The sequence below is a fragment of the Enterococcus sp. LJL51 genome, assembly GCF_054871795.1.
The window spans coordinates 19,735-42,906 of sequence record NZ_JBTXLW010000014.1; the positions used below are offsets into that span (position 1 = coordinate 19,735).

Annotated in this window: 22 protein-coding genes; 2 read left to right on the top strand and 20 right to left on the bottom strand. The window is 39.5% G+C overall.

Annotated elements, in window-relative coordinates; translation table 11 throughout:
* Positions 1-30: 30 nt before the first annotated feature.
* The 7 genes from ACYSNQ_RS12760 to ACYSNQ_RS12790 form a co-directional block, all read right to left on the bottom strand.
* Positions 31-1,800: a glycoside hydrolase family 35 protein gene (locus tag ACYSNQ_RS12760; protein ID WP_426083947.1), complete on the bottom strand. Its 1,770-nt coding sequence runs from the start codon at positions 1,798-1,800 to the stop codon at positions 31-33.
* Positions 1,801-2,134: 334 nt separating this feature from the next.
* On the bottom strand, positions 2,135-3,139 hold the full coding sequence (locus tag ACYSNQ_RS12765) for a lipoate--protein ligase (protein ID WP_426083948.1): 1,005 nt from the start codon (positions 3,137-3,139) through the stop codon (positions 2,135-2,137).
* A gap of 24 nt (positions 3,140-3,163) precedes the next feature.
* Positions 3,164-3,904 (bottom strand): MBL fold metallo-hydrolase, encoded by a 741-nt coding sequence (locus ACYSNQ_RS12770; RefSeq protein WP_426083950.1) that lies wholly within the window; start codon positions 3,902-3,904, stop codon positions 3,164-3,166.
* A gap of 76 nt (positions 3,905-3,980) precedes the next feature.
* Positions 3,981-4,766, bottom strand: coding sequence for a DUF975 family protein (locus ACYSNQ_RS12775; protein WP_426083952.1), 786 nt, complete (start codon positions 4,764-4,766; stop codon positions 3,981-3,983).
* Between the two features lie 13 nt (positions 4,767-4,779).
* Complete coding sequence (locus tag ACYSNQ_RS12780) at positions 4,780-5,862, bottom strand: M42 family metallopeptidase (protein ID WP_426083954.1); 1,083 nt, start codon at positions 5,860-5,862, stop codon at positions 4,780-4,782.
* Positions 5,863-6,017: 155 nt separating this feature from the next.
* The gene (locus ACYSNQ_RS12785) at positions 6,018-8,063 is read right to left on the bottom strand and encodes an ABC transporter permease (protein ID WP_426083956.1); all 2,046 of its coding nucleotides are present in this window, start codon (positions 8,061-8,063) and stop codon (positions 6,018-6,020) included.
* The gene (locus ACYSNQ_RS12790) at positions 8,050-8,817 is read right to left on the bottom strand and encodes an ABC transporter ATP-binding protein (protein WP_426083958.1); all 768 of its coding nucleotides are present in this window, start codon (positions 8,815-8,817) and stop codon (positions 8,050-8,052) included. Before ACYSNQ_RS12790 ends, ACYSNQ_RS12785 begins: the two co-directional genes overlap by 14 nt.
* Before the next feature lie 579 nt (positions 8,818-9,396).
* Between ACYSNQ_RS12790 and nrdD the strand changes: the two genes are divergently transcribed.
* Both nrdD and nrdG read left to right on the top strand, forming a co-directional pair.
* On the top strand, positions 9,397-11,586 hold the full coding sequence (nrdD, locus tag ACYSNQ_RS12795) for an anaerobic ribonucleoside-triphosphate reductase (protein WP_426083960.1): 2,190 nt from the start codon (positions 9,397-9,399) through the stop codon (positions 11,584-11,586).
* Between the two features lie 312 nt (positions 11,587-11,898).
* The gene (gene nrdG, locus ACYSNQ_RS12800) at positions 11,899-12,495 is read left to right on the top strand and encodes an anaerobic ribonucleoside-triphosphate reductase activating protein (RefSeq protein ID WP_426083962.1); all 597 of its coding nucleotides are present in this window, start codon (positions 11,899-11,901) and stop codon (positions 12,493-12,495) included.
* Between the two features lie 345 nt (positions 12,496-12,840).
* Here the strand turns inward: nrdG and dinB are convergent, their stop codons facing one another.
* The 13 genes from dinB to ACYSNQ_RS12865 form a co-directional block, all read right to left on the bottom strand.
* Positions 12,841-13,953, bottom strand: coding sequence for a DNA polymerase IV (gene dinB, locus ACYSNQ_RS12805; protein WP_426083964.1), 1,113 nt, complete (start codon positions 13,951-13,953; stop codon positions 12,841-12,843).
* Between the two features lie 265 nt (positions 13,954-14,218).
* On the bottom strand, positions 14,219-14,560 hold the full coding sequence (locus ACYSNQ_RS12810) for a P-II family nitrogen regulator (protein ID WP_426083966.1): 342 nt from the start codon (positions 14,558-14,560) through the stop codon (positions 14,219-14,221).
* Between the two features lie 17 nt (positions 14,561-14,577).
* Positions 14,578-15,795, bottom strand: a complete 1,218-nt coding sequence (locus ACYSNQ_RS12815; RefSeq protein WP_426084040.1) for an ammonium transporter — start codon at positions 15,793-15,795, stop codon at positions 14,578-14,580.
* 460 nt (positions 15,796-16,255) lie between these two features.
* Entirely contained in the window at positions 16,256-17,116 is an 861-nt protein-coding gene (gene rsmI / locus ACYSNQ_RS12820; RefSeq protein ID WP_426083967.1) for a 16S rRNA (cytidine(1402)-2'-O)-methyltransferase, read from the bottom strand.
* Between the two features lie 126 nt (positions 17,117-17,242).
* Positions 17,243-17,590, bottom strand: coding sequence for a DNA replication initiation control protein YabA (locus ACYSNQ_RS12825; protein WP_426083968.1), 348 nt, complete (start codon positions 17,588-17,590; stop codon positions 17,243-17,245).
* A 1-nt stretch (position 17,591) separates the two neighbouring features.
* Entirely contained in the window at positions 17,592-18,422 is an 831-nt protein-coding gene (locus ACYSNQ_RS12830) for a PSP1 domain-containing protein (protein WP_426083969.1), read from the bottom strand.
* Between the two features lie 2 nt (positions 18,423-18,424).
* Positions 18,425-19,387: a DNA polymerase III subunit delta' gene (holB, locus tag ACYSNQ_RS12835; RefSeq protein ID WP_426084041.1), complete on the bottom strand. Its 963-nt coding sequence runs from the start codon at positions 19,385-19,387 to the stop codon at positions 18,425-18,427.
* Between the two features lie 2 nt (positions 19,388-19,389).
* Positions 19,390-19,719, bottom strand: a complete 330-nt coding sequence (locus ACYSNQ_RS12840; protein ID WP_426083970.1) for a cyclic-di-AMP receptor — start codon at positions 19,717-19,719, stop codon at positions 19,390-19,392.
* Between the two features lie 14 nt (positions 19,720-19,733).
* Complete coding sequence (gene tmk / locus ACYSNQ_RS12845; RefSeq protein ID WP_426083971.1) at positions 19,734-20,378, bottom strand: dTMP kinase; 645 nt, start codon at positions 20,376-20,378, stop codon at positions 19,734-19,736.
* A gap of 97 nt (positions 20,379-20,475) precedes the next feature.
* Positions 20,476-21,072, bottom strand: coding sequence for a recombination mediator RecR (recR, locus tag ACYSNQ_RS12850; protein WP_426083972.1), 597 nt, complete (start codon positions 21,070-21,072; stop codon positions 20,476-20,478).
* A 90-nt stretch (positions 21,073-21,162) separates the two neighbouring features.
* The gene (locus ACYSNQ_RS12855; protein ID WP_426083973.1) at positions 21,163-22,296 is read right to left on the bottom strand and encodes a tyrosine-type recombinase/integrase; all 1,134 of its coding nucleotides are present in this window, start codon (positions 22,294-22,296) and stop codon (positions 21,163-21,165) included.
* On the bottom strand, positions 22,296-22,481 hold the full coding sequence (locus tag ACYSNQ_RS12860) for a DUF3173 family protein (RefSeq protein WP_426083974.1): 186 nt from the start codon (positions 22,479-22,481) through the stop codon (positions 22,296-22,298). Before ACYSNQ_RS12860 ends, ACYSNQ_RS12855 begins: the two co-directional genes overlap by 1 nt.
* 138 nt (positions 22,482-22,619) lie before the next feature.
* Complete coding sequence (locus ACYSNQ_RS12865; protein WP_426083975.1) at positions 22,620-23,156, bottom strand: EF0163 family protein; 537 nt, start codon at positions 23,154-23,156, stop codon at positions 22,620-22,622.
* Positions 23,157-23,172: the final 16 nt, after the last annotated feature.

Sequence of the window (23,172 nt, forward strand, 5' to 3'; positions counted from 1 at the left end):
TTCCTCCTTATCTCTGTATCATGTAATTAGTCAACACTTCTTACACTCAGTTTTTCCCAAATCTGGTGTATCGGTCAAGAGAATCTGATTGCCGGCTTTTCCTTCCGACTCAAAAATAATCAGCTCATTCTGTCCTTTTTTCAGCAGCGGACCAGGAATATAGAGTCTTTTTTGAGGGCCAATTTCCCAATAACGCCCGATATTGAATCCGTTAACTACCACAAATCCTTTTCCCCAGCCAGTCAAATCGATAAAGGTGTCGCCTATCTTTTCTATCATCACTTGAACTCGATAAAATGCAGGCTGTCCAGCCTGCCAAGCCAAAGCAAAATCCAGCTGCTCCAAGTTATCCATAGGCAGACGGTACATAGACCATTCACTTTGAAAAGCGCCATTAATAACTACTCCATCAGAAATCCCTTTCTTTTGATGATTCATTTTCACTGAGTAGTTCACTCTCCCCATATTTTCAACAAGGATTCCTAAATCATTTACTGGCTCTGCCAGCTCAAAGGACAGTGATTCACCTAATTCCTGATCATACTGAATGGCTTGAAGCTGATTGTTTACAAAAATATGTGCCCGGTCCATACAGCCAATCAGCCGAAAATCTTCAACTGTCCGAGCTTTCCCAATACTGCTTTGATAAAAAACATAGCCAAATCCCTGATCCAGCTCCTCCATTGATAAAGGATAATTATGTGTCTTTTTTTCTGCTAGACATGCTAAATTTGCTATCAAAGAGGTTTTTGCCTCTACCTGAAACATGCCGTAATGAATTCGACTAATTTTTTGAGAAAGCTCCAGCTTAGGAATTTCTGTATAGTTTGCAATCACTTGCTGGAAGGCTCGGTATTTAAGGGTAATTTCACCCCATTCCGTCAATAAAGCATCATAATCATAGCTGGTTACATCAGGTGCCAGCTTCTCATAGTAATTAGCACCATTAGTAAATGCAAAATTTGTGCCCCCATGAAACATATAGATATTTACCGAACCTTCAGCCAAAATATCATTTAGCTCAGCAGCAGCCAGCTCGGCATCTGTCGTATGGTGCTGCTTATCTTCCCAAGCATCAAACCAACCAATCCAAAACTCCATGACCATTAAGGGCCGCTTTTTTTCATGAAAGGCTCGTAAACGCTTGAAATGTTCCTTTACTTTCGATCCGCAATTAATCGTAGGCAGCGCTTCTGACTGCACCGAACCGTTTTCCAACATATCTCCCCACGGACCATCAGAAGTAACTAAGGGAACGGTTACATTTTTCTCTTTCATTAATTTAATCATTTTTTTTAGATAGGTTTTATCGTTTGCATATCCTCCATACTCGTTTTCAACCTGAAACAAGATAATTGGTCCGTCGGAAGAAATCTGCAAATCACCAATTACTAAAAATAATTGGCTGAAATAACGGTCAACCTTCTCAATAAATTCCGGATTATCAAAACGAAGCTTGAGTCCAGCATCTTTCAACAGCCAGTAAGGTAAACCGCCAAACTCCCATTCAGCACAAATATAAGGGGCCGGTCTTACAATCACATACAACCCTAAGTCGGCAGCAGTTTGAATAAACTTTCTCAAGTCCAGCTGTCCTTCAAAACAATACTTCCCTTCGTCAGGCTCATGCAGATTCCAGGGAACATAGGTTTCTACTGTATTGCATCCCAAAGCTTTCAGCTTTTCAAGACGATCCTGCCAATACTCAGGTACTACTCTAAAATAGTGAATGGAACCTGAAATAATTTTAAACGGAGCGCCATTTAAGTAAAACTCATCTTTAATTTCAAACGTAGTCATTCTTTCCTCCTGTTTTTTACTAATTTTTACTAAAAATAATAACAGGTATTCCAAAATATATCAAATCAAAATTTTACAGCACTCTCTATTACTCTTTCTTGGCAGCTTTTAATTGGCTTATACGTAAACTGCGTTGACTCAACAGATTAGTTTTTTATCGTCACTAGGCTTGTCAAAATAGCTATTTGCGAGCTTTTTTGACAAATAAATGTCTGCTAGGTTCATCTTATTCACAAAAAAAGAGCTTGCAACAAAAACAGATATTTCCTGCTTTTCGTTCCAAACCCTAAAGTGTATTCAATTTTTTCAGAAGCTAAAAATCCTACTTTATTTCTCAGTAAAGTAACTCTACAAATTCTGATTTATCAATCGCACCAAAATATTTTTTTACATCAATTTTTTCCACCGCTTTTTCAATAGCCGCTTTGTCGTATTTCACGCCAGTCAACTGTTCTTCCACGTCCTTAATCTCACCAAGACCAAAGAAGTCGCCATAAATTTTCAGCTCCTTAATTGCTCCCTCTTCCACATCCATCCGAACCTCAATCGATCCGATTGGGAAACGATGTCTTCGTTCTAAGTTAAAGGAAGGTGATTTGCCGTAATTCCAGTCCCAGTTACGGTAATATTCTTCTGAAATCTGGTTTATACGCTGCCAGTCCTTTTCATTCAGTACATAAGTTTTCACTTGATCAACAGAATCAACACCAAAAATTTTCAACAAAATTTCCTGACGAAATTCTTCTGTTGTCATTCCTTGTTTATCTGCCGGCAGGAAAGGCTTGATATTGGTTACACGAGAGCGAATTGATTTGATGCCTTTGGATTCAATCTTATCTTTTCTCACCTTTAGTGCATTCACAACCTCATCGATGTCACTGTCAAACATCAGAGTCCCATGAGCAAACATCCGTCCTTCAGTAGCGTACATAGCATTTCCAGAAAACTTCATACCATCAATAACTAAGTCATTTCGTCCTTTTAACTCTGCTCCAGCAACTCCCAACTCATGCAGTGCTTGAATAATTGGTTTAGTCACTTTCTCAAAGTCCCGGAAGGAATTACCGTCATCAGGCATAATAAAACTGAAATTCAAGTTTCCGTGATCATGATAAACAGCTCCGCCGCCGCTTAGTCTGCGGACAACATGGATACCGTGCTCTTCTACATATTCTTTATTGATTTCTTCAATTGTATTTTGATTTCTACCAATGATAATCGATGGTTCATTGATATAAAAAAGCAAAATCGGCTCATCCAAAGGCTTTTCTTTCAACAAATAGGTCTCAATCGCTAAATTGATGCGAGGATCATTATTTTCATTTGGTACAAATATCACTTGTTTTTCCTCCTATGCTTCTGCTTATATTTCAAGAACCAGATTTTTACTAGCTACTGTCACTGGCATTTGATAGTCTGCAGCCTGCTCAGCTTGCTCTCTCAACATATCCAATGATCCATGCTGGGGAAGATGAGTCAAAACTAGTTTCTTCACATCTGCTGCTTTTGCCAGCTCGCCAGCCTCTTTTGAAGTGAAGTGGGCATGATGGCGCTCATTCCCTTCAAACAAATACGTATCTGCTAAGAAAACATCGGCCTTGTCTGCGAAAGCAACAAAGCTTTCCAGATATCCTGAATCTCCAGTATATACCAATACTTTACCCGTTTTTTCTTCTACAAACCGCATAGCATAACAGGGAACTGGATGGATTGTTTTCATAAACGTAATGCGAAATGGTCCAACTTTCAGCTCTTCTGCTTCAAAATAAGGAATGCCCTGCGATACTCCATCTAAATCCAATGCAGAAAAATGAACAGCATCCTCCGTATGACCGTAAATCGGCAAAACAGGAACCGGCGTCAAACTAGGATACAACTGCCGATAATACTGCAGAACACCTAAATCAGCGATATGGTCATGGTGATAGTGGGATAATATAACTCCATCCAATGTTAACGGATCAAGGTGTTGCTCTAGATTCACAAGTGTTGTACTGCCAGCATCCAGCAGTAAATGAAAGCCGTCTGATTCCAATAGATACGAACTCGTTCCTTGCCCTTCATATGGATAGGCGCCTAGACAGCCAAGAACAGTGATTTTCATTTCCAGTTCCTCCAATCAGATAAGTTGTGTATAGGGTCTAGTTATTATTCAGCAGCCTTATTTTACAGACTGTTTATTAAAACGGTGATTTTTCCCGCTGCGCACTATCATAAAAGCTCGCTACAGCTACATCATGATAAGGAATAACCCAAAATAGTCCTATACCTAAAGCCATAGCGCCCAGAATATACCAACCGACAAAAGACAGCTGCAGGAAGAAATACTGCTTGAAACGTCCTTTCATCAACCCAAAGGCGTCCCGTAAAATATCCCCTACACCAAGATTTGGCTGATCCAGCTTAATCCAAACTGCAAACTGGAAAACACCACTGATGAAAATTCCAACTAATAACAGAGCTAGAGAGAACAATAACATGACAACTGCAAGAAGCCCATCTGATGCCATCTCATTTTGAAACTGTGCAACTGAAACTGTATTGAACATCAAGCCAAGATACATAGTCAAACCAGCAGTCAAGAGTACCGGCAACAGCGTAATTAAATTGACAAGCAGCTGTACCAAATATTGAATAAAATTAATAATTAACATTGGCAGATAAAGCTCTTTACGGAAAATAGATGTCAGTAGCGAGATATCCACGGACCGTCCTCTGATTACCTGCAGTGCAGCATTATATGTTCCATAGGTAAATGCAAAAAACAGCAGGTTGTTCAGCAGAAAGCTGACTAAATTCTCACCATTGCTGCCGCTTTCCATAGGAAAGACACTGCCTACTAAGGTGCTGATTATCATCCGAACTAAAAAACCGCAAAAGATAAGCAGAGCCATTGTTCCCCACTTGCCGGACAGCGCTTTTCGAGCACGTTCTCTATGCTCTGCATTTGTTACCTGATTATTCATTGTTTATGCTCCTTTAAAATTCTTTGATTTTACGAACTGTTTCTTGATCCAAACGTTTAACAACCTCTGTTACTAGCTTAACTGTATTCAAGTAATCGTCCTCATGAATAATTGATGTATGGGAGTGCAGATAGCGCACAGGGACTGTGATTGCCAGAGAAGGGACGCCGTTTCTGGTTAAATGCATTCTTCCTGCATCTGTTCCGCCCCCTGCAATAACTGTGTACTGGAAGGGAATATTATTTTCTTCAGCAACCTGTATAACAAAATCCTTTAGTTTTTTATGAGGAATCATCGAAGCGTCATAAATCAGAATCTGCGGACCTTCGCCTAATTTTGAATCGGCTTCCTTTTCAGTCATTCCCGGTGTATCCCCAGCGGTTCCAGTATCTAAAGCAAACGCAATATCTGGATCAACTAGATAAGTACTTGTCTGAGCCCCTCTCAATCCTACCTCTTCCTGCACATCACTAGCTGCATAAAGAATATTTGGGTGACCCTCCTGTGCTAAATTTTCCAGTACTTTCAGAGAAACAGCAGTTCCAATACGGTTATCCCAAGCCTTGGCCAATAGGAATTTTGTATCATTCATTCGTCTGTACTCAATATATGGTGTAATCATATCACCAGGCTTAATTCCCCACTCTTTTACCATCTCTTCACTTGAAGCCCCAATATCGATGAACATATCGGACAACTCATAGGGTTTGTTACGAACCTCAGGCGTTAGCACATGAGGCGGTTTTGAACCGATTACACCGTGGATAACGTCTCCTGCTCCAGTAGTTATCTGTACCTGCTGAGCCAGCATAACCTGTCCCCACCAGCCACCGAGTGTTTGAAATTTGATAAAACCTTTTTCCGTAATTTGAGTAACCATAAATCCAACTTCATCCATATGCCCGGAGAAAAAGATTTTAGGACCTTCTTTATCACCTGAGCGTTTAGCAATAATGCTGCCTAGACCATCATACATTATTTTATCTGCGAAAGGCTCTGCATATTTTTTGAAGATTGCCCGTACCTCTCCTTCATTTCCAGGAACCCCTTTTGCAGTTACAAGCTCAATCAATAATTTCTCATCATGTTTTTCCAATTGCCTTAGCTCCTCTCAAAAATCATTTCTAAAATATTATAACACTCATCGCAGGATTAAAAATAGAAAAAGCACAGAGTAGGACACATCCTTACTTTACAGTCTCGAAATAATGGATTCTTTAAAAGTCCTGCTTTTGACTTATCCCCTTTTTTCTAATCCCCCTTGCTGACAATCCAATAATAAATTTTTGCAGTTATCATATAATAAATAACATAGATTAGTATAAGCAGTCCACAAGAAAGATATGCCAGCTGGTAGCCTGAACTTGGTACTACCTGATTGAACAGACGAACAGCAAAAAAGGCATGAAAAATCCCCAAAAGCATCGGCAAAAAGAAAATAATAATATTTTGCTGATAAACCAGCCGCTGGATTTGTCTGCAAGAAATTCCTAAACGCTCCAGCAGCTGGTATGTCGTTTTTTCCCGCTCTGCTTCTGAAAACTGCCGAACCATCAGTACACTCCCTGAAATAACCAGCGCTAAGATTCCTGCAAATAGAATAATATACAGAAAAATCCCCAGTTCTTTTCTAGTATGCTCCAGATTGGGCAGCCGGCTAGTATAATTTAAGCGCCATACCTCATGTTCTTCTGAGTCCTCCGAATTTTTTTTAGATACCGTGGAAACATAGCCTTTCACGCTTCCTGCGTCATTATTCAGTTCATAATAGATTGGTCCCTGCCATTCCTTGTTGATGCCCTTCAGCGCAGCATCTGTCAGCTGGCTGTCGTTATTCTTTTTAATATTAAATGCTATCAGCTCATAAGCCGCGGCAGTCTTTACTTGATTAAACAGCTCATCTGACACAATCATGGTCCGCTGGTTATACCGGAGCATTGCATTTCCCAGATAATCCGGTACACTTCCCTCTGTTTCCAGCATTAGTCCATCTGTCAGCTTCACAACGGGATCATATGTAATAAGCTCGCGAAAGCCATTTTGCATATCATCAATCATCACCGCACTATCCTTTTTCTTCAAAACAATCGGTTTCAGATAAGGATTAATTTTTTGATACTCCCGATAATTTGACACCCCTAATAAATTGATTGGCTCTGTCAGAGTAGTTGTTTCCTGATTTTTAATCGTTTGCCGATACTGACCGCCGATAACTTTAAACTTTAACGGGACGGACTGCGTAATACTTGTTTTCTGCTCTATATTTTTTTGAATAGTACCATAAAGTTCACTGCTGACCAGAAAGTCTGTTGGATTTGTACGCGTTACTCCTTCTATTCCCAATGTATAAAACGAAGCTGAGCCACCGATAATTCCTAACGAACAGGCGATAAAAATTGTAATTGTAGTTAATGTATTGCTGCCCTTGAATAAATGCAGGCGAGTACTTCCGGCAACCAGCATGGTTAACCCCCGGTAATAGCGCTGCTTCCCTCGACTAAAAAGCCAAATTAAAATATGAATCGTATATTTGAAAAATAAATAGGTTCCTGCAGAACAAAGAGCGATTAACAAAAAAGGCAAACTCAATAGTATCACTGGGTTAAAATCATCTGCAGCTAAAGACAAAACATGAAAAGAGAGAATATAGCCTGCCAAAATAAGACCTACGCCTACACAGCCCAAGAACAGCTGTTTCTTAGTAAGCTGCTCTATCGTTACTGCCGCTTTCTCATCCCGTTTAAAGAAACTAGTCAGCTGATAAGAATAAAGCAAAAACCAGCTGTGAATAGAAATCAGCAGCAGGATAAAAATAAATGCGCTTATTGTTTCAAGCATTGCTGGAAAGGATAAGCGAATACTGCTTTCAATAGTTAAAAACATTACCTTTATCAGAATCATTGAGAACAGTTTGGAAAAAATAACTCCTAAAAGCAATCCAATCACCAATGCGGTGATGCCTAAAATAGATATTTCTGAGAAGAAGACCCCGGCAATTTGTCTTTTTCTCATGCCAATCAGCTGATAAATGCCAATCTCCTTTACTCTTCTGGAAAAAAAGAACTGATTAACAGTCAACATAAAGCTGATTATCATAATGATAATTAGAAACCCGCCCCATTCCATCGTATTTTTGAGACGTATTTCACTACCCACACTATTAAGAAGAATCTGATCATAAGCAATCGCTCGGAAGCTATAATAAATCGTCACCGCAAAAATCATTCCGATTAGATATACCGCATAGTGATAGTATTGAGAGCGTACACTTTTCCATGCCAGTTTAGAAATGATCAAGACGATTCCCACCTCCAATCGTAGCCTGCATATCGATTACCTGATTAAAAAACTGTTCCCGGGATCCTTGACGAACAACTTCAGAGAAAAAAGAACCATCTTTAATAAACAGCACTCGATTGCAATAGCTTGCTGTGTACGGATCATGAGTTACCATAACAATCGTTGCACGATCCTGCCGATTCATTTCCGACATATATTGCAGCAGCTCTGCAGCAGCTTTGGAATCAAGTGAACCCGTTGGCTCATCTGCAAAAATCAACATAGGATTGACAATTAAGGCTCTAGCAGCTGCCACCCGTTGCTTCTGACCAATTGAAACAGCTGCCGGATAGGCTGTAAGTATTTTTTCTATATTTAAAATTTCAGCCACATGCTGCAGCCGTTCCTCCATCGTATGTACTGGTATATGGTCAATTGCCAGCGGGAGCAAAATATTGTCTTTGACATTTAATGACTCCACTAGATTAAAATCTTGGAAAATGAAACCAATTTTTCTCCTGCGAAAGTCACTCAGCTGGCCGCTTCTCATTTCCAAAATATTTTTTCCACTAATCTTTACCAGTCCTGATGAGGGTGTATCGACTGTGGAAATAACATTTAACAACGTAGATTTTCCCGCACCGCTGGGGCCCATAATCCCAACAAACTCTCCTTTATTTACAGAAAAAGAAAGGTCATCGAGAACCTTAACCTTATTCAGCAAATAGCCATACGATTTACTTACATGCTGAATCTCAATAATTTTTTCCATTGTTCTTCCGCCCATCTTATGTATTACTGTCATTTTACCAATATTTTCAGCAACTGAACATTTTTACGTTGTATTTGTATCGTAGAAAATCAAATTTCTTAGTTTGGTTTGTTCTACCGATTATTCTACCTGGTTGTGTCGGAGTCTCTAAAGAAGTACACATAAACCGATACCAACTAAATCCAATACCCTTTATTTCATAAATAGAAGCAAACTAACCAAAATAAATAATTTATCCTGATTCTTGGTGTAGATAACCATATTTCGTCATACTTTTTTTGTGGAATCCAGAGATACTGTTTACTCTTTCACATATATTTCATACGGATGGTTCCTTCTTCTCCTTTTGCCGTAAATCTTCAAAATATCGTTTCATGTTTTCTCAGAAATTTTTTTTATTTCAGCTAACCTTCTCAAAGCATCGCTGTACTTGCTTTCACAGAATTTTCAAAACCTCCAAACACAACATATAGGCGTTCACCCCTGTTCTTTTTAAAAATAAACACTATATATTGTTGAAAGAAAAGAAAATTTGTTTTATGATATATGAGGAATAAGTCATCGAGGAGCTGGAAATTTATGATGGAAATAAGAGAAGAATCACCATTGAGTACTACTGCTTCATCACTGAGCAAGATGAAAATAATCAAAAGAGACGGACGCCTTGTCGAATTTGACGATCAAAAAATATATGATGCTTTGATCAAGGCTGAACAAAAAATCAATGGTCCTTTAACCCCTCTTGCACATGAGCGTATTCAGGAAATTGTTGAACGTGTTGATCAGGAGATTTCAGAACGGTTTGTTTCGGATGTAAAAATTTATGAAATTCAAAATATCGTTGAACATATCTTACTGGAAAGAAATGAATACGAACTGGCAGAGGAATACATCAATTACCGTACCCGTCGTGATTTCGAACGTACCAAGTCAACCGATATCAACTTTACAATCGGTAAATTATTAAATAAAGATCAGGCAGTTGTTAATGAGAATGCGAATAAGGATAGTGATGTCTTTAATACTCAGCGTGATTTAACTGCTGGGATTGTCGGCAAGTCGATTGGCTTAAAAATGCTGCCGCCGCACGTAGCAAATGCCCATCAAAAAGGCGATATTCATTACCACGATTTGGATTATCATCCATATACGCCAATGACCAACTGCTGTCTAATTGACTTCAAAGGCATGCTGAACAACGGCTTCAAAATTGGAAACGCTGAAGTAGAATCACCAAAATCAATCCAAACTGCTACTGCACAAATTTCACAAATTATCGCCAACGTTGCCTCTAGTCAATATGGAGGCTGTTCTGCCGATCGTGTGGATGAATTACTGGCGCCTTTTGCTGAACTGAATTACTTTAAACATCTAGCTGATGCAAAAAAATGGATTGACGGCGAGGCAAAACAAGAAGAGTTCGCAAAAGAAAAAACAAGAAAAGATATCTATGATGCGATGCAGAGTCTTGAATATGAAATTAATACTTTATTCACGTCTAACGGACAAACACCTTTCACTTCTTTAGGGTTTGGCCTAGGACTAAACTGGTTTGAGCGTGAGATTCAACGGGCAATTCTACAAATTAGAATCAACGGCTTAGGCAGTGAAAAACGAACAGCAATTTTTCCTAAACTGATTTTCACGTTAAAGCGCGGCACTAATTTAAATGCAGAAGATCCAAACTACGATATTAAGCAGTTAGCTTTAGAATGTGCTACCAAGCGGATGTATCCAGATGTTTTGAGCTATGACAAGCTGGTGGAATTAACAGGAAGCTTCAAAGTGCCAATGGGCTGCCGTTCTTTCCTTCAAGGGTGGAAAGATGAAAATGGTGAAGAAATTAACGTTGGCCGCATGAACTTAGGCGTTGTGACGTTGAACCTGCCTAGAATTGCTTTAGAAGCAAACGGCAATCTCGAAAAATTCTGGACGCTTCTTGAAGAACGTCTGGAAATCATGAAGGATGCTCTTGTTTATCGCGTAGAGCGTTGTAAAGAAGCGACTCCAGCCAATGCACCTATTCTTTATATGTATGGTGCCTTCGGCAAACGTCTTTCAAGAAAAGAGTCCGTCAACGAATTATTTAAAAATAAACGGGCGACTGTTTCTTTAGGTTATATCGGACTCTATGAAGTAGCTTCTGCCTTTTTCGGGGGCGAGTGGGAGTCCAATCCTGAAGCAAAGGATCTGACATTAGATGTAGTGAAGCGTTTGAAGACTTCTGCTGATCAATGGGGGAATGATTACGGTTACCACTTTAGTGTCTACTCTACGCCAAGCGAGAGCCTGACAGACCGTTTCTGCCGCCTGGATACAGAAAAATTCGGACTTGTAGATAACATTACGGATAAAGAATACTATACAAATAGCTTCCACTATGATGTACGGAAAAATCCAACACCGTTCGAGAAGCTGGATTTTGAAAAGGACTATCCAAAATATTGCTCCGGCGGCTTTATCCATTATTGTGAATACCCTGTTCTTCAGCAAAATCCAAAAGCTTTGGAGGCTGTTTGGGACTACGCATATGACCGTGTCGGCTATCTTGGTACAAACACACCAATCGATCATTGCTACGAATGTGACTACGAAGGCGACTTCCAGCCAACGGAGCGCGGATTCGAATGTCCGCAATGCGGCAACCATGATCCAAAATCCTGTGATGTTGTAAAAAGAACCTGCGGCTACCTTGGCAATCCCCAAGCACGTCCAATGGTTCACGGACGTCACAAAGAAATTTCTTCCCGTGTCAAACACATGAAATAGCAGCTTTACTTCTGGTTATTAATTAACAAACAGACTGATAGGTTTAAAGGGGTTGTGACATTCGTCAATTTGACGATGCTATAGCCCCTTAAACATGAAAAAATGATATTTCCATGTATCCCACACTTCGTTGACTACAATGAAGTGCTGTATCATGAGAACCGTCAATCCTAAAGCTGCGTTTCTATTTTTTAAGTAAAATGCTTCTTCTCCCTTCTGCTTTACTTGCTTTGGTACAGCAGTCTTGTAGATAACTTCCCGCTTCAAGCCGTATGCCGCGACTTAAGAAGCCTTATTGAAAGGATGATTGTTATGAACAATCCAGCTCCAAAAGAATGGCGTGCTGAGGACTACAGTCAGAATTACATTGCAGACTATAAAGCATTTAACTTTGTAGACGGCGAAGGTGTCCGCAACAGCTTATACGTCAGCGGTTGTCTTTTTGCCTGCGAGGGCTGTTTTAATAAAGCTGTTCAAAATTTCAAGTATGGACAGCCTTTCACAGCTGAGTTAGAAGAAAAAATCATTGAAGATCTTTCTCATGATTATGTTCAAGGGATAACCCTACTTGGCGGTGAACCCTTTCTAAATACAGAGGTCTGCTTAAAGGTTGTCAACCGAATCCATCAGGAGTTTGGGATTAAAAAGGATATTTGGTCATGGAGCGGCTATACTTTTGAAGAACTGCTTCTTGAAACCCCTGATAAGCTGGAGCTGCTTGGCAAGATAGATATTTTGGTAGACGGCCGCTTTGAACTTAGCAAAAGAAACCTAAATTTACAGTTTAGAGGCAGCAGTAATCAGCGAATTATTGATGTAAAAAAATCACTGGCAGCTGGAAAAGCAGTCATTTGGGATAAATGCCACGATGCAGAAACCACTTATGAACAAATTAAGAAGAGGTTGTGACAGAAGTGTTCAGCTTCAAACGATAAGGCGGAAATTCCGAAAATTGTTCTACAAATTTTTGCGAATTTCCGCCTTATTGTCGAAGAAGTTACTTCTGAAACACCGTTTATCCGGGTTTAAGGGACTGAGGCATACTAATGTCACAGCCCCTTTTTTCGTTTCACGTCAAATTGTGTTGGTAGAGCAAAAATCTGAATAAAATCAAAGAGCTTGGAACAAAACCAGCAATTCCTGATTTTTGTTCCAAGCTCTACTTTCCCATTCAATTTTTATTCTATAACACAACTTAAGATAAGCCCTTCGTCGAACTTGCCCCTGCTGAACAACCTCAATCACACTAACGGCTTATGTATCCCATAATGGTAAAACAATATTCTCGTAAGATAATGGATCAAGGTTTGTCAAGGTTATTCCCAGCAGACGAATCCCCTGTTCAAGTCCGCCTACCTCTTCCCAAATCAGGTTTGCTTGATAAAATAATGCTTCCTTGGTCACAATATACTCTGGTAAAGTTTTTCTTCGGGTCACAGTCGTATAATCTGCATAGCGAACCTTCAGTACAATGGTTTTTCCATGGCGCTGAACTCTCCGCAAAGACTGCTCTACCCGCTCCGACAGATTTCTTAGCTGAGTGGTCACTTCATTTTCTGTCGTCAGCGGTATCCCATATGTATGTTCTTTTCCTACTGATTTTCGGTCTCTTGTCGTGCTGACAGGTGAATCATGAATTCCCCTCACTTTTCTATAAAGTGAATAACCCATTTTACCAAAATGCCGTATTAACGTCATTTCATCCATTTTATAAAGATCCGCTCCAGTATAAATTCCCAGGTCATTCATCTTCGGTACGGTTTTTTTGCCAATTCCGTGAAACTTCTCAATCGGCAGTGCCTTTAGAAACTCTTCTGCCTCTTCAGGAAGAATAACCGTCAGCCCTTTTGGTTTTTGAAAATCAGAAGCCAGCTTTGCCAAAAATTTATTATAGCTGACGCCAGCTGAGCAGGTAAGCTGCAGCTCTCTCCAAATATCCCGCTGAATAAGCTTGGCTATCTTAATCGCCGATTTGCTTTCAATTTTATTTTCTGTTACATCCAGATAGGCTTCATCAATCGAAACAGGTTCAATAATATCCGTATAACGTCTAAAAATTTCACGAATCTGCTGAGAGATTTCAGAATATTTGTGTCGATCTCCTTCTTTAAAGATAGCCGAAGGACAAAGCTCAAAAGCTTTTTGTGCGCTCATCGCCGAGTGAATACCATATTTTCTTGCTTCATAGTTGGCAGTTGTTACTACTCCTCTGCCCCCTGTATCACTTGGATGACGTGCAATCACCAGTGGATGTCCCACTAATTCGGGATGATCCCGTTCCTCAACAGAAGCAAAGAAGGCATCCATGTCGATATGAATGATTTTTCTTGATGTATCTTTCTTTAACGGAAACCGCAGCTCGCTCATCCCTCCGCCTCCTTCCCTCCATTATAAACGAACATTTGTTCAGAAACAATAGAATACTCCTTGAGAAAACCTTGACAGCCCCTTCATTTTTTGCGTACAAAAAAATCAGCATAAGACATATATAGTCCTATACTGATTTACTAAGAATCTCTTCTATCATACCTTACAGCGTTTTGAAAAGACTCTTCTGACTATCAGCAAAGCATAAGCCTGAATCCAGAAGCTCCTGTTGCCTTTTCATTTGGGCAGATGTTTAACCAAACCTTTAAATTGCTTGGCTGCCCCGCTCCTTTGTTCGAATGCGGATGACTTCTTCAATAGGATAAACAAAAATTTTCCCATCTCCCACTTCTTCTGTACAGCAAATAGCTAAAATCAGGGCAATTACTTCTTCTACCTTATCATCTTCTACAATAAAACTAGCCACGACCTTTGGCAACAGAGTCGTAATAACTTCCTGTCCCCGCACATATTCCTTTAGCCCTTTTTGTCGGCCGCAGCCTAAAACCTGAGTAACGGTCATCCCGCTAGCTTCAAAATCGTGATCAATCGCATACTTCAGCTCTTCCAGTTTTTCCTGTTGAATAATTGCCTCTACTTTTTTCATCTGTCTTATCCCCCTAATTAAGAATCCATGCCTGTAAACGTCGGATATGCAGTCTCATCATGTTCAATGCGATCCATCCCAAGCGCCTCTTCCTGAGCACTAACTCGAATTGGCATAAATAGCTGAATCAATTTAATAATAAGAAAGCTTGCAGTTCCTGCAAACAGCAACGTAAAAACAATACTTTCAAGCTGAGCGACAAACAGTCCGGTTTCCCCATAAATTAGTCCTGCTTTTCCGCCTACAGAAGCGTCTGCAAAGATTCCTGTCATAACCCCGCCGAAAATCCCGCCAATGCCATGACAGCCAAACGCATCAAGCGCATCATCAAAACCAAAGGTATGTTTTATCACAGAAATAAAATAATAGCAAAATGGGCTGACCAGTGCTCCGATTACAATCGAGCTCCATAGTGATACAAACCCGGCTCCTGGTGTAATTGCCACAAGTCCGACGACTGCGCCCGTACAAGCACCTACAACAGTCGGTTTTCCGTTCACTATTTTTTCAATCAGCATCCAGGACAGCATTGCACTTGCTGCAGCCGTATTAGTCGTCAGCAGCGCATGAATCGCTAAGCCGTCTGGAGCCAATGCAGAGCCGGCATTAAACCCGAACCAGCCAAACCACAGTAAACCGGCTCCTAAAACAACAAAAGGAATATTATGCGGACGGTAATCCATTTGGGTATACTCCCGTCTTCTTCCGACAACAATTGCCAGAATAAGCCCTGAAATTCCTGAGCTGATATGAACAACATTTCCCCCAGCAAAATCGACTGAACCGATTGCATCAAGAAAGCCGCCGCCCCAGACCATATGAGCCATTGGATAATAGACAATCACTGACCATAGTCCGATAAATAGAAAGATTGCCGAAAATCTCATTCTCCCTACCACTGATCCTGTAATAATTGCAGTTGTAATCAGTGCAAACATCATTTGAAAAGCAGCAAACAACCCTTCAGGTATCCCTTCTCCTTCCGTCATCGACACCCCTTGAAAGAATACCTTATCCAAATTTCCAAAAAAAGCATTCTCACCACTGAATGAAAGAGAATAGCCAGCAATAATCCACAAAAGCGACGCCAGCCCCATCACACAAATAACCATCATCATTGTGTTAAGAATATTTTTTCTTCTTTCCAAGCCGCCATAGAAAAAGGCTAGGGCGGGTGTCATCAAAAAGACCATCCCTGTACAAATAATAATAAATGCAACACTTGCCATATCCATCATTGATTCCCTCCAATTCAGTTTTATAATCAACCTTCATTTTGATTATGTTAGATATTCTAACATCTGATTTTAATTTTTACTAGTAAAAACATTGAATATTGAAAACTTTCTGTCAATTCGTTACAAAACGCGTCATATTTTATCACATAAAAACAAAAAAAAGAGTCTGAACATAGAAAACGTCCAAGCTCTTCTTTTTTTACATCCGAATAAGTGGTGAAAATGAGCAGCGTTTCTCTATGAAAAACTGCAGCGAGCAGCTGTAAGCGCAGCCTTTTCATAGCTAAATCGAGTCTGAGACAGAACTTAATTTCAAACTTTTCGTACGCTTAAATCCGAATAAACGGCGAGATAGAAACAACTTATTCAGCAATAAGCCGGGACTTAGCAAAAATTTGTGGAGTAATTTTCGTAAATCCCGGCTTATTGCTTGAAGTTAACCATTTCTGTCTCAACCTCAATCAACGTGATACGCTTTGTAAGCTTCCTGCTTCTTAATCCCTCTAACTTTAGCAGCTTCCTTAATTGCTTCTTTAGAGGTTAGTCCAGAGGCTATTAGACCATCAATATGCTCCTTAAGCGACTCCGGAAAATCAGCTGCTGCTTCCTCATTATCGCTTCCAGCAATAATCAAACAGCATTCTCCCTTAATTGTATGTTCTTCTAGATAATCAATCAGTTCATCAAGAGAACCACGGAGAAATTCCTCATGCAGTTTGGTCAACTCCCGGCATAAAACGCCCTTTCTTGTCCCGCCGTATATCTCTTTCATATTTTTCAATGTCGCCAACACACGGTATGGAGATTCATAAAATATCTGAGTAGAGGAAAGATTCTTTATCTTCTCAAGCTCAGTTTTTTGTTCTTTTGCTTTCCTTGGTAAAAACCCATAAAAAGTAAACGGCTGAGGGGTAATGCCTGAAGCAATCAATGCTGTTATTCCAGCAGAAGCCCCCGGCAAAGGAATCACATCAATTGCCGCTTCAATGCAAGCCAGCACTAACTCGTGCCCAGGATCGCTAATTGAAGGCATACCGGCATCGCTTACCTGAGCGATTGTTTCTCCTGAAAGCAATCGTTCAAGCAGCTTAGGTATCCGTTCCTTATAATTATGCTCATGAAAGCTTATCTGAGGTGTCTCTATTTCAAAATGCATCAGCAGCTTTTTCGTATTGCGTGTATCCTCACTGGCAATAACAGCGGCTTCCTTCAAACAGCGAATACAGCGAAACGACATATCCTCCAGATTACCTATCGGCGTAGGAACTAAGTAAAGTTTTCCTTTAGCAGTCTCGCCATAACTTTTTTGTTTCTGCACTCGTCTAATCTCCTCTCTATTCATCCTTAACTAAAAAGAGGCCGGGATTTATTACCATCCCGACCCCTCTACTTTTTCATTCAGCTAATGACTTCTCTAAATCTTTACTTATCTCTAAACTTCAGATTATTTACTGCGTTCTCCGTAGATAACATCCAAACAAAAGGCACATTCTTCATCATTTTCTCTACGGGAACCATATAAAATATTGCAGACATGAAAACCTTCTTCATAAAGTTTTTCCAAATTCATTCTTGATTTTGATAACTCCTGTTTTGAAGGGTCCGCTTCAGCCTGAGCAATCTGGTTTAGCTCCTGCAAATGTTCTCTCAAACGCTGATTTTCGATTTCCAGCGTTGTGTTTTTTTCAACTAGCTCGTGAAGACCATCCTTCATCTCACCAAGTCTCAGCAGGGTTTCTTTTAACTCAATTTCCAACGAATTTAACCCATCATATAGTGACCGTTTATCCATATCAATCACCTTTTTCCGATGCAGCGTTTTCCATTGCTTCTTTAAGCTCTTCATAATCGTATTCAACAGGTGTTTCTCTGCCGAATAACCGTACTTTTATAACTCTGCTTAAAAGATTCAGACCAATAACTTTTCCTTTACCGTCCGGCGTCAAAACTTCCGTACCATAATCCGGCAGCTCCTTCTTCGCTGCTTCATATTCATCGTTCTCATACTTCAAACAGCACATCAAACGTCCGCACAAACCAGAAATTTTGATTGGATTCAACGACAATCCCTGGTCTTTAGCCATTTTAATCGAAACAGGAACGAAATCTCCCAGAAACGTTGAACAGCACAGCTGACGACCACACGGACCGATTCCACCAAGAATCTTCGCTTCATCTCTAACACCAATCTGACGCAGCTCAATCCGTGTTCTGAAAATAGCCGCTAAATCCTTAACGAGTTCTCGGAAATCGATGCGGCCATCTGCAGTAAAATAGAAAATCATTTTACTTCGATCAAATGTATATTCTACACGAATCAGCTTCATTTCCAGTTTATGCTCACTGATTTTTCCTTTAGCAACTGAAAAAGCTGCTTCGGCATCGTCAATGTTTTTCTGCTCTTTCTCCAAATCTTTGGAAGTGGCTTTATTTAAAATCGGCTTCAATTCCTCAGGAAGATCCTCAGGATCAAAAGATTTTTTAGGTATAGCTACAGTAGCAATTTGCTTAGACTGTTGAGATTCTACGAGGACTTTTTCATCATAGACATACTCTGCCTTACCAGGAGAAAAGTAATATATATGTCCGGCTTCTCTAAAACGAACGCCTACTACTTCAACCATTATTATCCTCCTATAGATAGTTTCGGGTGAATCATTCGGATGACCAGCTGCTCGCAAACACTTTGCCAGCTGACATTGGCTTCCCATTTCCGATAGGCATCCAGAATCAGCTCTACTCGTTGAGCGGTTTGTCTGATTTCTGTCTTTGAGCGCTTTTCAGTCAGGATTTTTGTCAGCTGCCCGCGATAATACGCCAGCAGCAAATCAAAGCCCAGCTTTTGCTGTTCTTTTTCTTTGAAGACTTTCAGCATTCTCTTTTGAACATAAATGAATGCCTGAAGGTCGTCCTTAACAAGATAATCAAACCACTGTTCAATGATTTCCCTAGCCTCATTAAACCATTCATCCCGAGAGATTTCAACTGCTTTCTCCAAACTATTTGTCAATGAAGCTAAAAGAACAGCTGTTTTTTCACCGACTCCTTCTGCTTTCAATAAACCGACCATTTTTTTCCCATCCAACGGCTGAAAATGCAGAATCTGACAACGGGATTGAATCGTCGGCAGAATCTTACCAATCGATTCGGTCTCTAACAGTGCAGTGACTTGTCCTTCTGGCTCTTCTAAGAATTTCAAAAGACTGTTGGCAGCGCCAATACTCATTTTCTCTGCCTGCTCAATGATAAAAACTTTTTGCTTTGTCTCAATTCCGCTCTTACTGTACTCTGATTTAAGCTGTCGAATTTGATCCACCTTGATGGTTTGTCCCTCAGGAGCGACTAACAAAACATCCGGATGTTCACCAGCGTTGATTCTGAGACAATTGCTGCATTGATTGCAGGGATTGTCTTCAATAATGTTGGTACAAAAAATTTTTTTTGTCAGCCACAAGGCAAATGCACGCTTTCCCGTTCCAGCATCTCCTTCAAAAAGATAAGCATGGGCGATTCGACCATGCTTAAAACTATTCTGCAGCTGTTTATACAGCAAAGGCTGCTGTTGTTCTAATTGCTGATACTCTTTCATAATCAATATTGATGAAATCCTTCTACTGGAAGTACAAAGACTGTTGCGCCCCCAACTTCCACTTCAACTGGATAGGGTACTTGTCCTTCCATTGTAAGATCCAAAGTCACTGGTGCAGATACATACTGTTTACGGGACTGACAGGTCTGCTTAATCAGTTCCAGCGCTTCATCCAGACGCTCATCATCAATACCAATAATAAATGTGCTGTTTCCTGCTTTTAGAAAGCCACCCGTTGAAGAAAGCTTCGTTGCTCTGATGTTGGCATCGATAAACTCATTGGCTAAACGGTTGCTGTCTTTGTCTTGAACAATTGCTAAAATAATTTTCATCTGACATCACCCTTCTAATTTCTAAAATGTTTTGGATAGCGGTTAATAATCGCCTGAAACGTTTGTTCTACTACTGATTCTAAACTCATTCTTGCATCAATTTTTTGTATCCGCTCTGGATGCTCCTCAACCAGCTTCAAATACTCATGTCGCACGCGCTGGTGAAACTCGAGCCCTTCAGAATCCAGACGGTCATACTGATTTTGCCGATGATTCTGAATCCTGCGCAATCCGGTATCTGAGTCTACATCTAGATAAACAGTAAAATCAGGAACTGTTCCTTCGATTGCAAACTCATTAATCGCTAAAATAGGAGCTACCCCAATTTTTCTACCTGCCCCTTGATAAGCCAGCGAGCTATCCACGAAGCGGTCACAAAGAACGATATTGCCTGCTTCAAGAGCCGGGAATACTTTTTCAACTAAATGCTGTCTTCTAGCTGCTGCATACAGCAGTGCCTCAGTCCGTGCATCCATTTCTCCATTTTTCGGATCCAGAATAATCTGGCGGATTTGCTCTGCAATCGGAATTCCTCCCGGCTCTCTGGTCTTTATTATTTTTGTTTCAGCTGCCAACGCCAGCCTTGGATACAATTCCTCCAGAACACTTGTTTTTCCGGCTCCATCCGGGCCCTCTATTGTTATAAATAATCCCTGCAAACTCTTGTGCCTCCATACTCTCTTTAGCTCACTATTTTACAATATTCTATAATACTCTTATTTTACTTGAAAAAGGCACCTCTGTCTAATATCCCAATCATAGTTCTCTACGGCCTTCTACAGCTTTTAGCAAAGTCACCTCATCTGCATACTCAATATCGCTGCCTACAGACAACCCATGAGCCAGACGTGTTACTTTAATCCCTGCCGGTTTAATTAGTCTTGACAGGTACATCGCCGTAGCTTCTCCCTCAGTTGTCGCATTCGTGGCAATAATGACCTCTTGAACCTCATCATCATGGAGCCGTTGAATCAGCGAAGGAATATTAATATCTTCTGGTCCAGTTCCTTCCATTGGCGACAAGACACCATGAAGCACATGGTATAGTCCATGATATTCACGTACTTTTTCCATTGCCATAACATCCTTGGATTCTTCAACTACAAGAATCGTACTTCTGTCTCTCGTGGTATCCTTGCAGATATCGCAGGGATCTTCCTCTGTGATATTTCCGCAAACACTACAGAAGTGCAAATCACGCTTCACACTAATGAGCGATTTTGCAAACGTATTAACATCTTCTTCCTTCATATCTATTGTATAAAAAGCCAATCGAGTCGCTGTTTTCTGCCCTATTCCCGGCAGTTTCATGTAGCTTTCAATCAACCTGGCTATTGGTTCAGGATACTGCATAATTCTTTATACTTCCTTTCATATCAAGCTTTTAAAGCCTTTAATTTTACTAAGGGTAACACAAAGGGTAACAAAATACTTTATAAAAATCTAGTAGTTATCGAGGATACTTGTTTCATGTTCTGGTAGCCTATCCAAATAGTAACTCATTGTTGTTTTGGCATTTTCATGCCTCAAACGTTTCTGAATTGTTTTTAAATCTACTCCCATACTCAACAACCACATCGCATGACTATCTCTAAGGTCATGAACACGTATTCTTTTTAACTCTTCACTTTTATCTCTTGATCCGTTATACTCCTCCAATTTCTGATCTAACCAAATTGTCCAGTTTCTAGGAGCAAACATAGTTCCATCATACATAAAAATATAATCCATTTTACCAATACTTTCTTGAACACTCTTCCACTTTTTAAGCCATTGAATATTTTTAGGAGATAGTTTTACCCACGCTTTACTACTAAAAGTTTTCGTTCCATCAGCAGCTGCTGCTGACCATTGCGCTTTATTTCTATAATTAAGTGTGCTATTAACATAAATCATATTCTGCTCCCAATCAACATCAGACCATTTTCTTGCCATCAGTTCTCCAATTCGTAGACCTGAAAAGAAAAGGGTATAGTATCCAGCCTTTTTCATCAATTCTACATACTTATTCTCATCTAGCAAATTAAAAAATGTATCAAATTCTTGAATTGTCCAATACTCAATTTCTCTTTTTGAACGAACTTTTAGTTTTTTTACTTTCCTTGCATAGTTTTCTTTTGCCATTTCTCTTTCAACAGCTAAATCAAAAACTTGATACAATCCAGAAAGAATATGATTAATATAGCCAGAACTCATCGGCTTATCATACTGAGAATGGAGATTTTGAAGATAGTCTTTAAACAACGCTATATCCTTTTGTCTAATATCTGAAATATCACAATTTTTAAAATACAGAAAGTGTTTACAGTACATCTTATAACGATTTTGAAATGTACTATCTTTCAATGTTCTTTTAAAATGTGGGATTGCCACTGATTCAAAAAATTCATAAAAGTTTACACTTTCTTTAACATACAGCTTGTTTTTTTTTGCTTCTTCTAAAGCTGTATCTAGTCCTTCTTTTGCTTCACTTGCGGATGAGAATCCTTTTTTTATTAACCATGTTTTTCCGAATCTTTTTTTATAAAACCATGTTTTTGCTTTCTTATCTTTATAGACACTTTGAATCTTCGCCATTAATTTAACTCCATTCCCAGCATTTTTTCTACAGCATACGCTGGAACTCGCTGTACTTTTCTACCAGAATAGAAATCACATTTCTTTTCTTTGACCATGTAATCTTTAGCCTTACGAAAAATACGTTGCGATTGTGCCGAGTTAAAACCATGACTTTCAATTTCTTTTATAGTTACAGTCTTCATTTTAACACACTCCCAATCTCAATAACAAAAAGCATTATCACGCTTTTGCTAATAATGCTAAGGTTTTCTACTCTTTGAAATTCTATTCAATCCTCAAAAAAAAGAGGCAACTAATTATTTTTTAGTTACCTCAGCTAATTAATATTCTTGTTTTATTGTATTATAGGTCATACTTGATATTTTATTTCCATCCACTTTAACTAGCAACAATACTCTTACTTCTGAACCATTTTGTTTACATTCCAACTGGATTGCGTAATCATTACTTTTTCCATTTAAAGGTTTATAGATATTAGTAATTGAACCACTCGAAGCTGATTTAATATCCGTTTTTGAATTAATTCCATTTTTCTCAGCACATTCTTTGGTCATTAAATCTTTTAATTTCTCATTTCTACTATTGATTGTTGAATAACTAGCATACGCTTTTCCAAAATCTTCAAGCAGTTCTTGAACATCTACTTGCTCTTCTTTTTCTTTTTTTTCAGAGGTCGATTCAACCTCACTGCTACTAGTATCTGAATGTTCAACTTTTTCACTTGTTGAAAAATCATCAATTTTTTTCATGACAATAGAACTTTCTGTAGTTGAATCCTCAGTTACTGGTTCTTCTTTCTTACCACAACCACCAGCTATAAAAACTACTGGAAGTAAGCTTATCAATATCTTTTTCATAGACTAATTCCTTTTC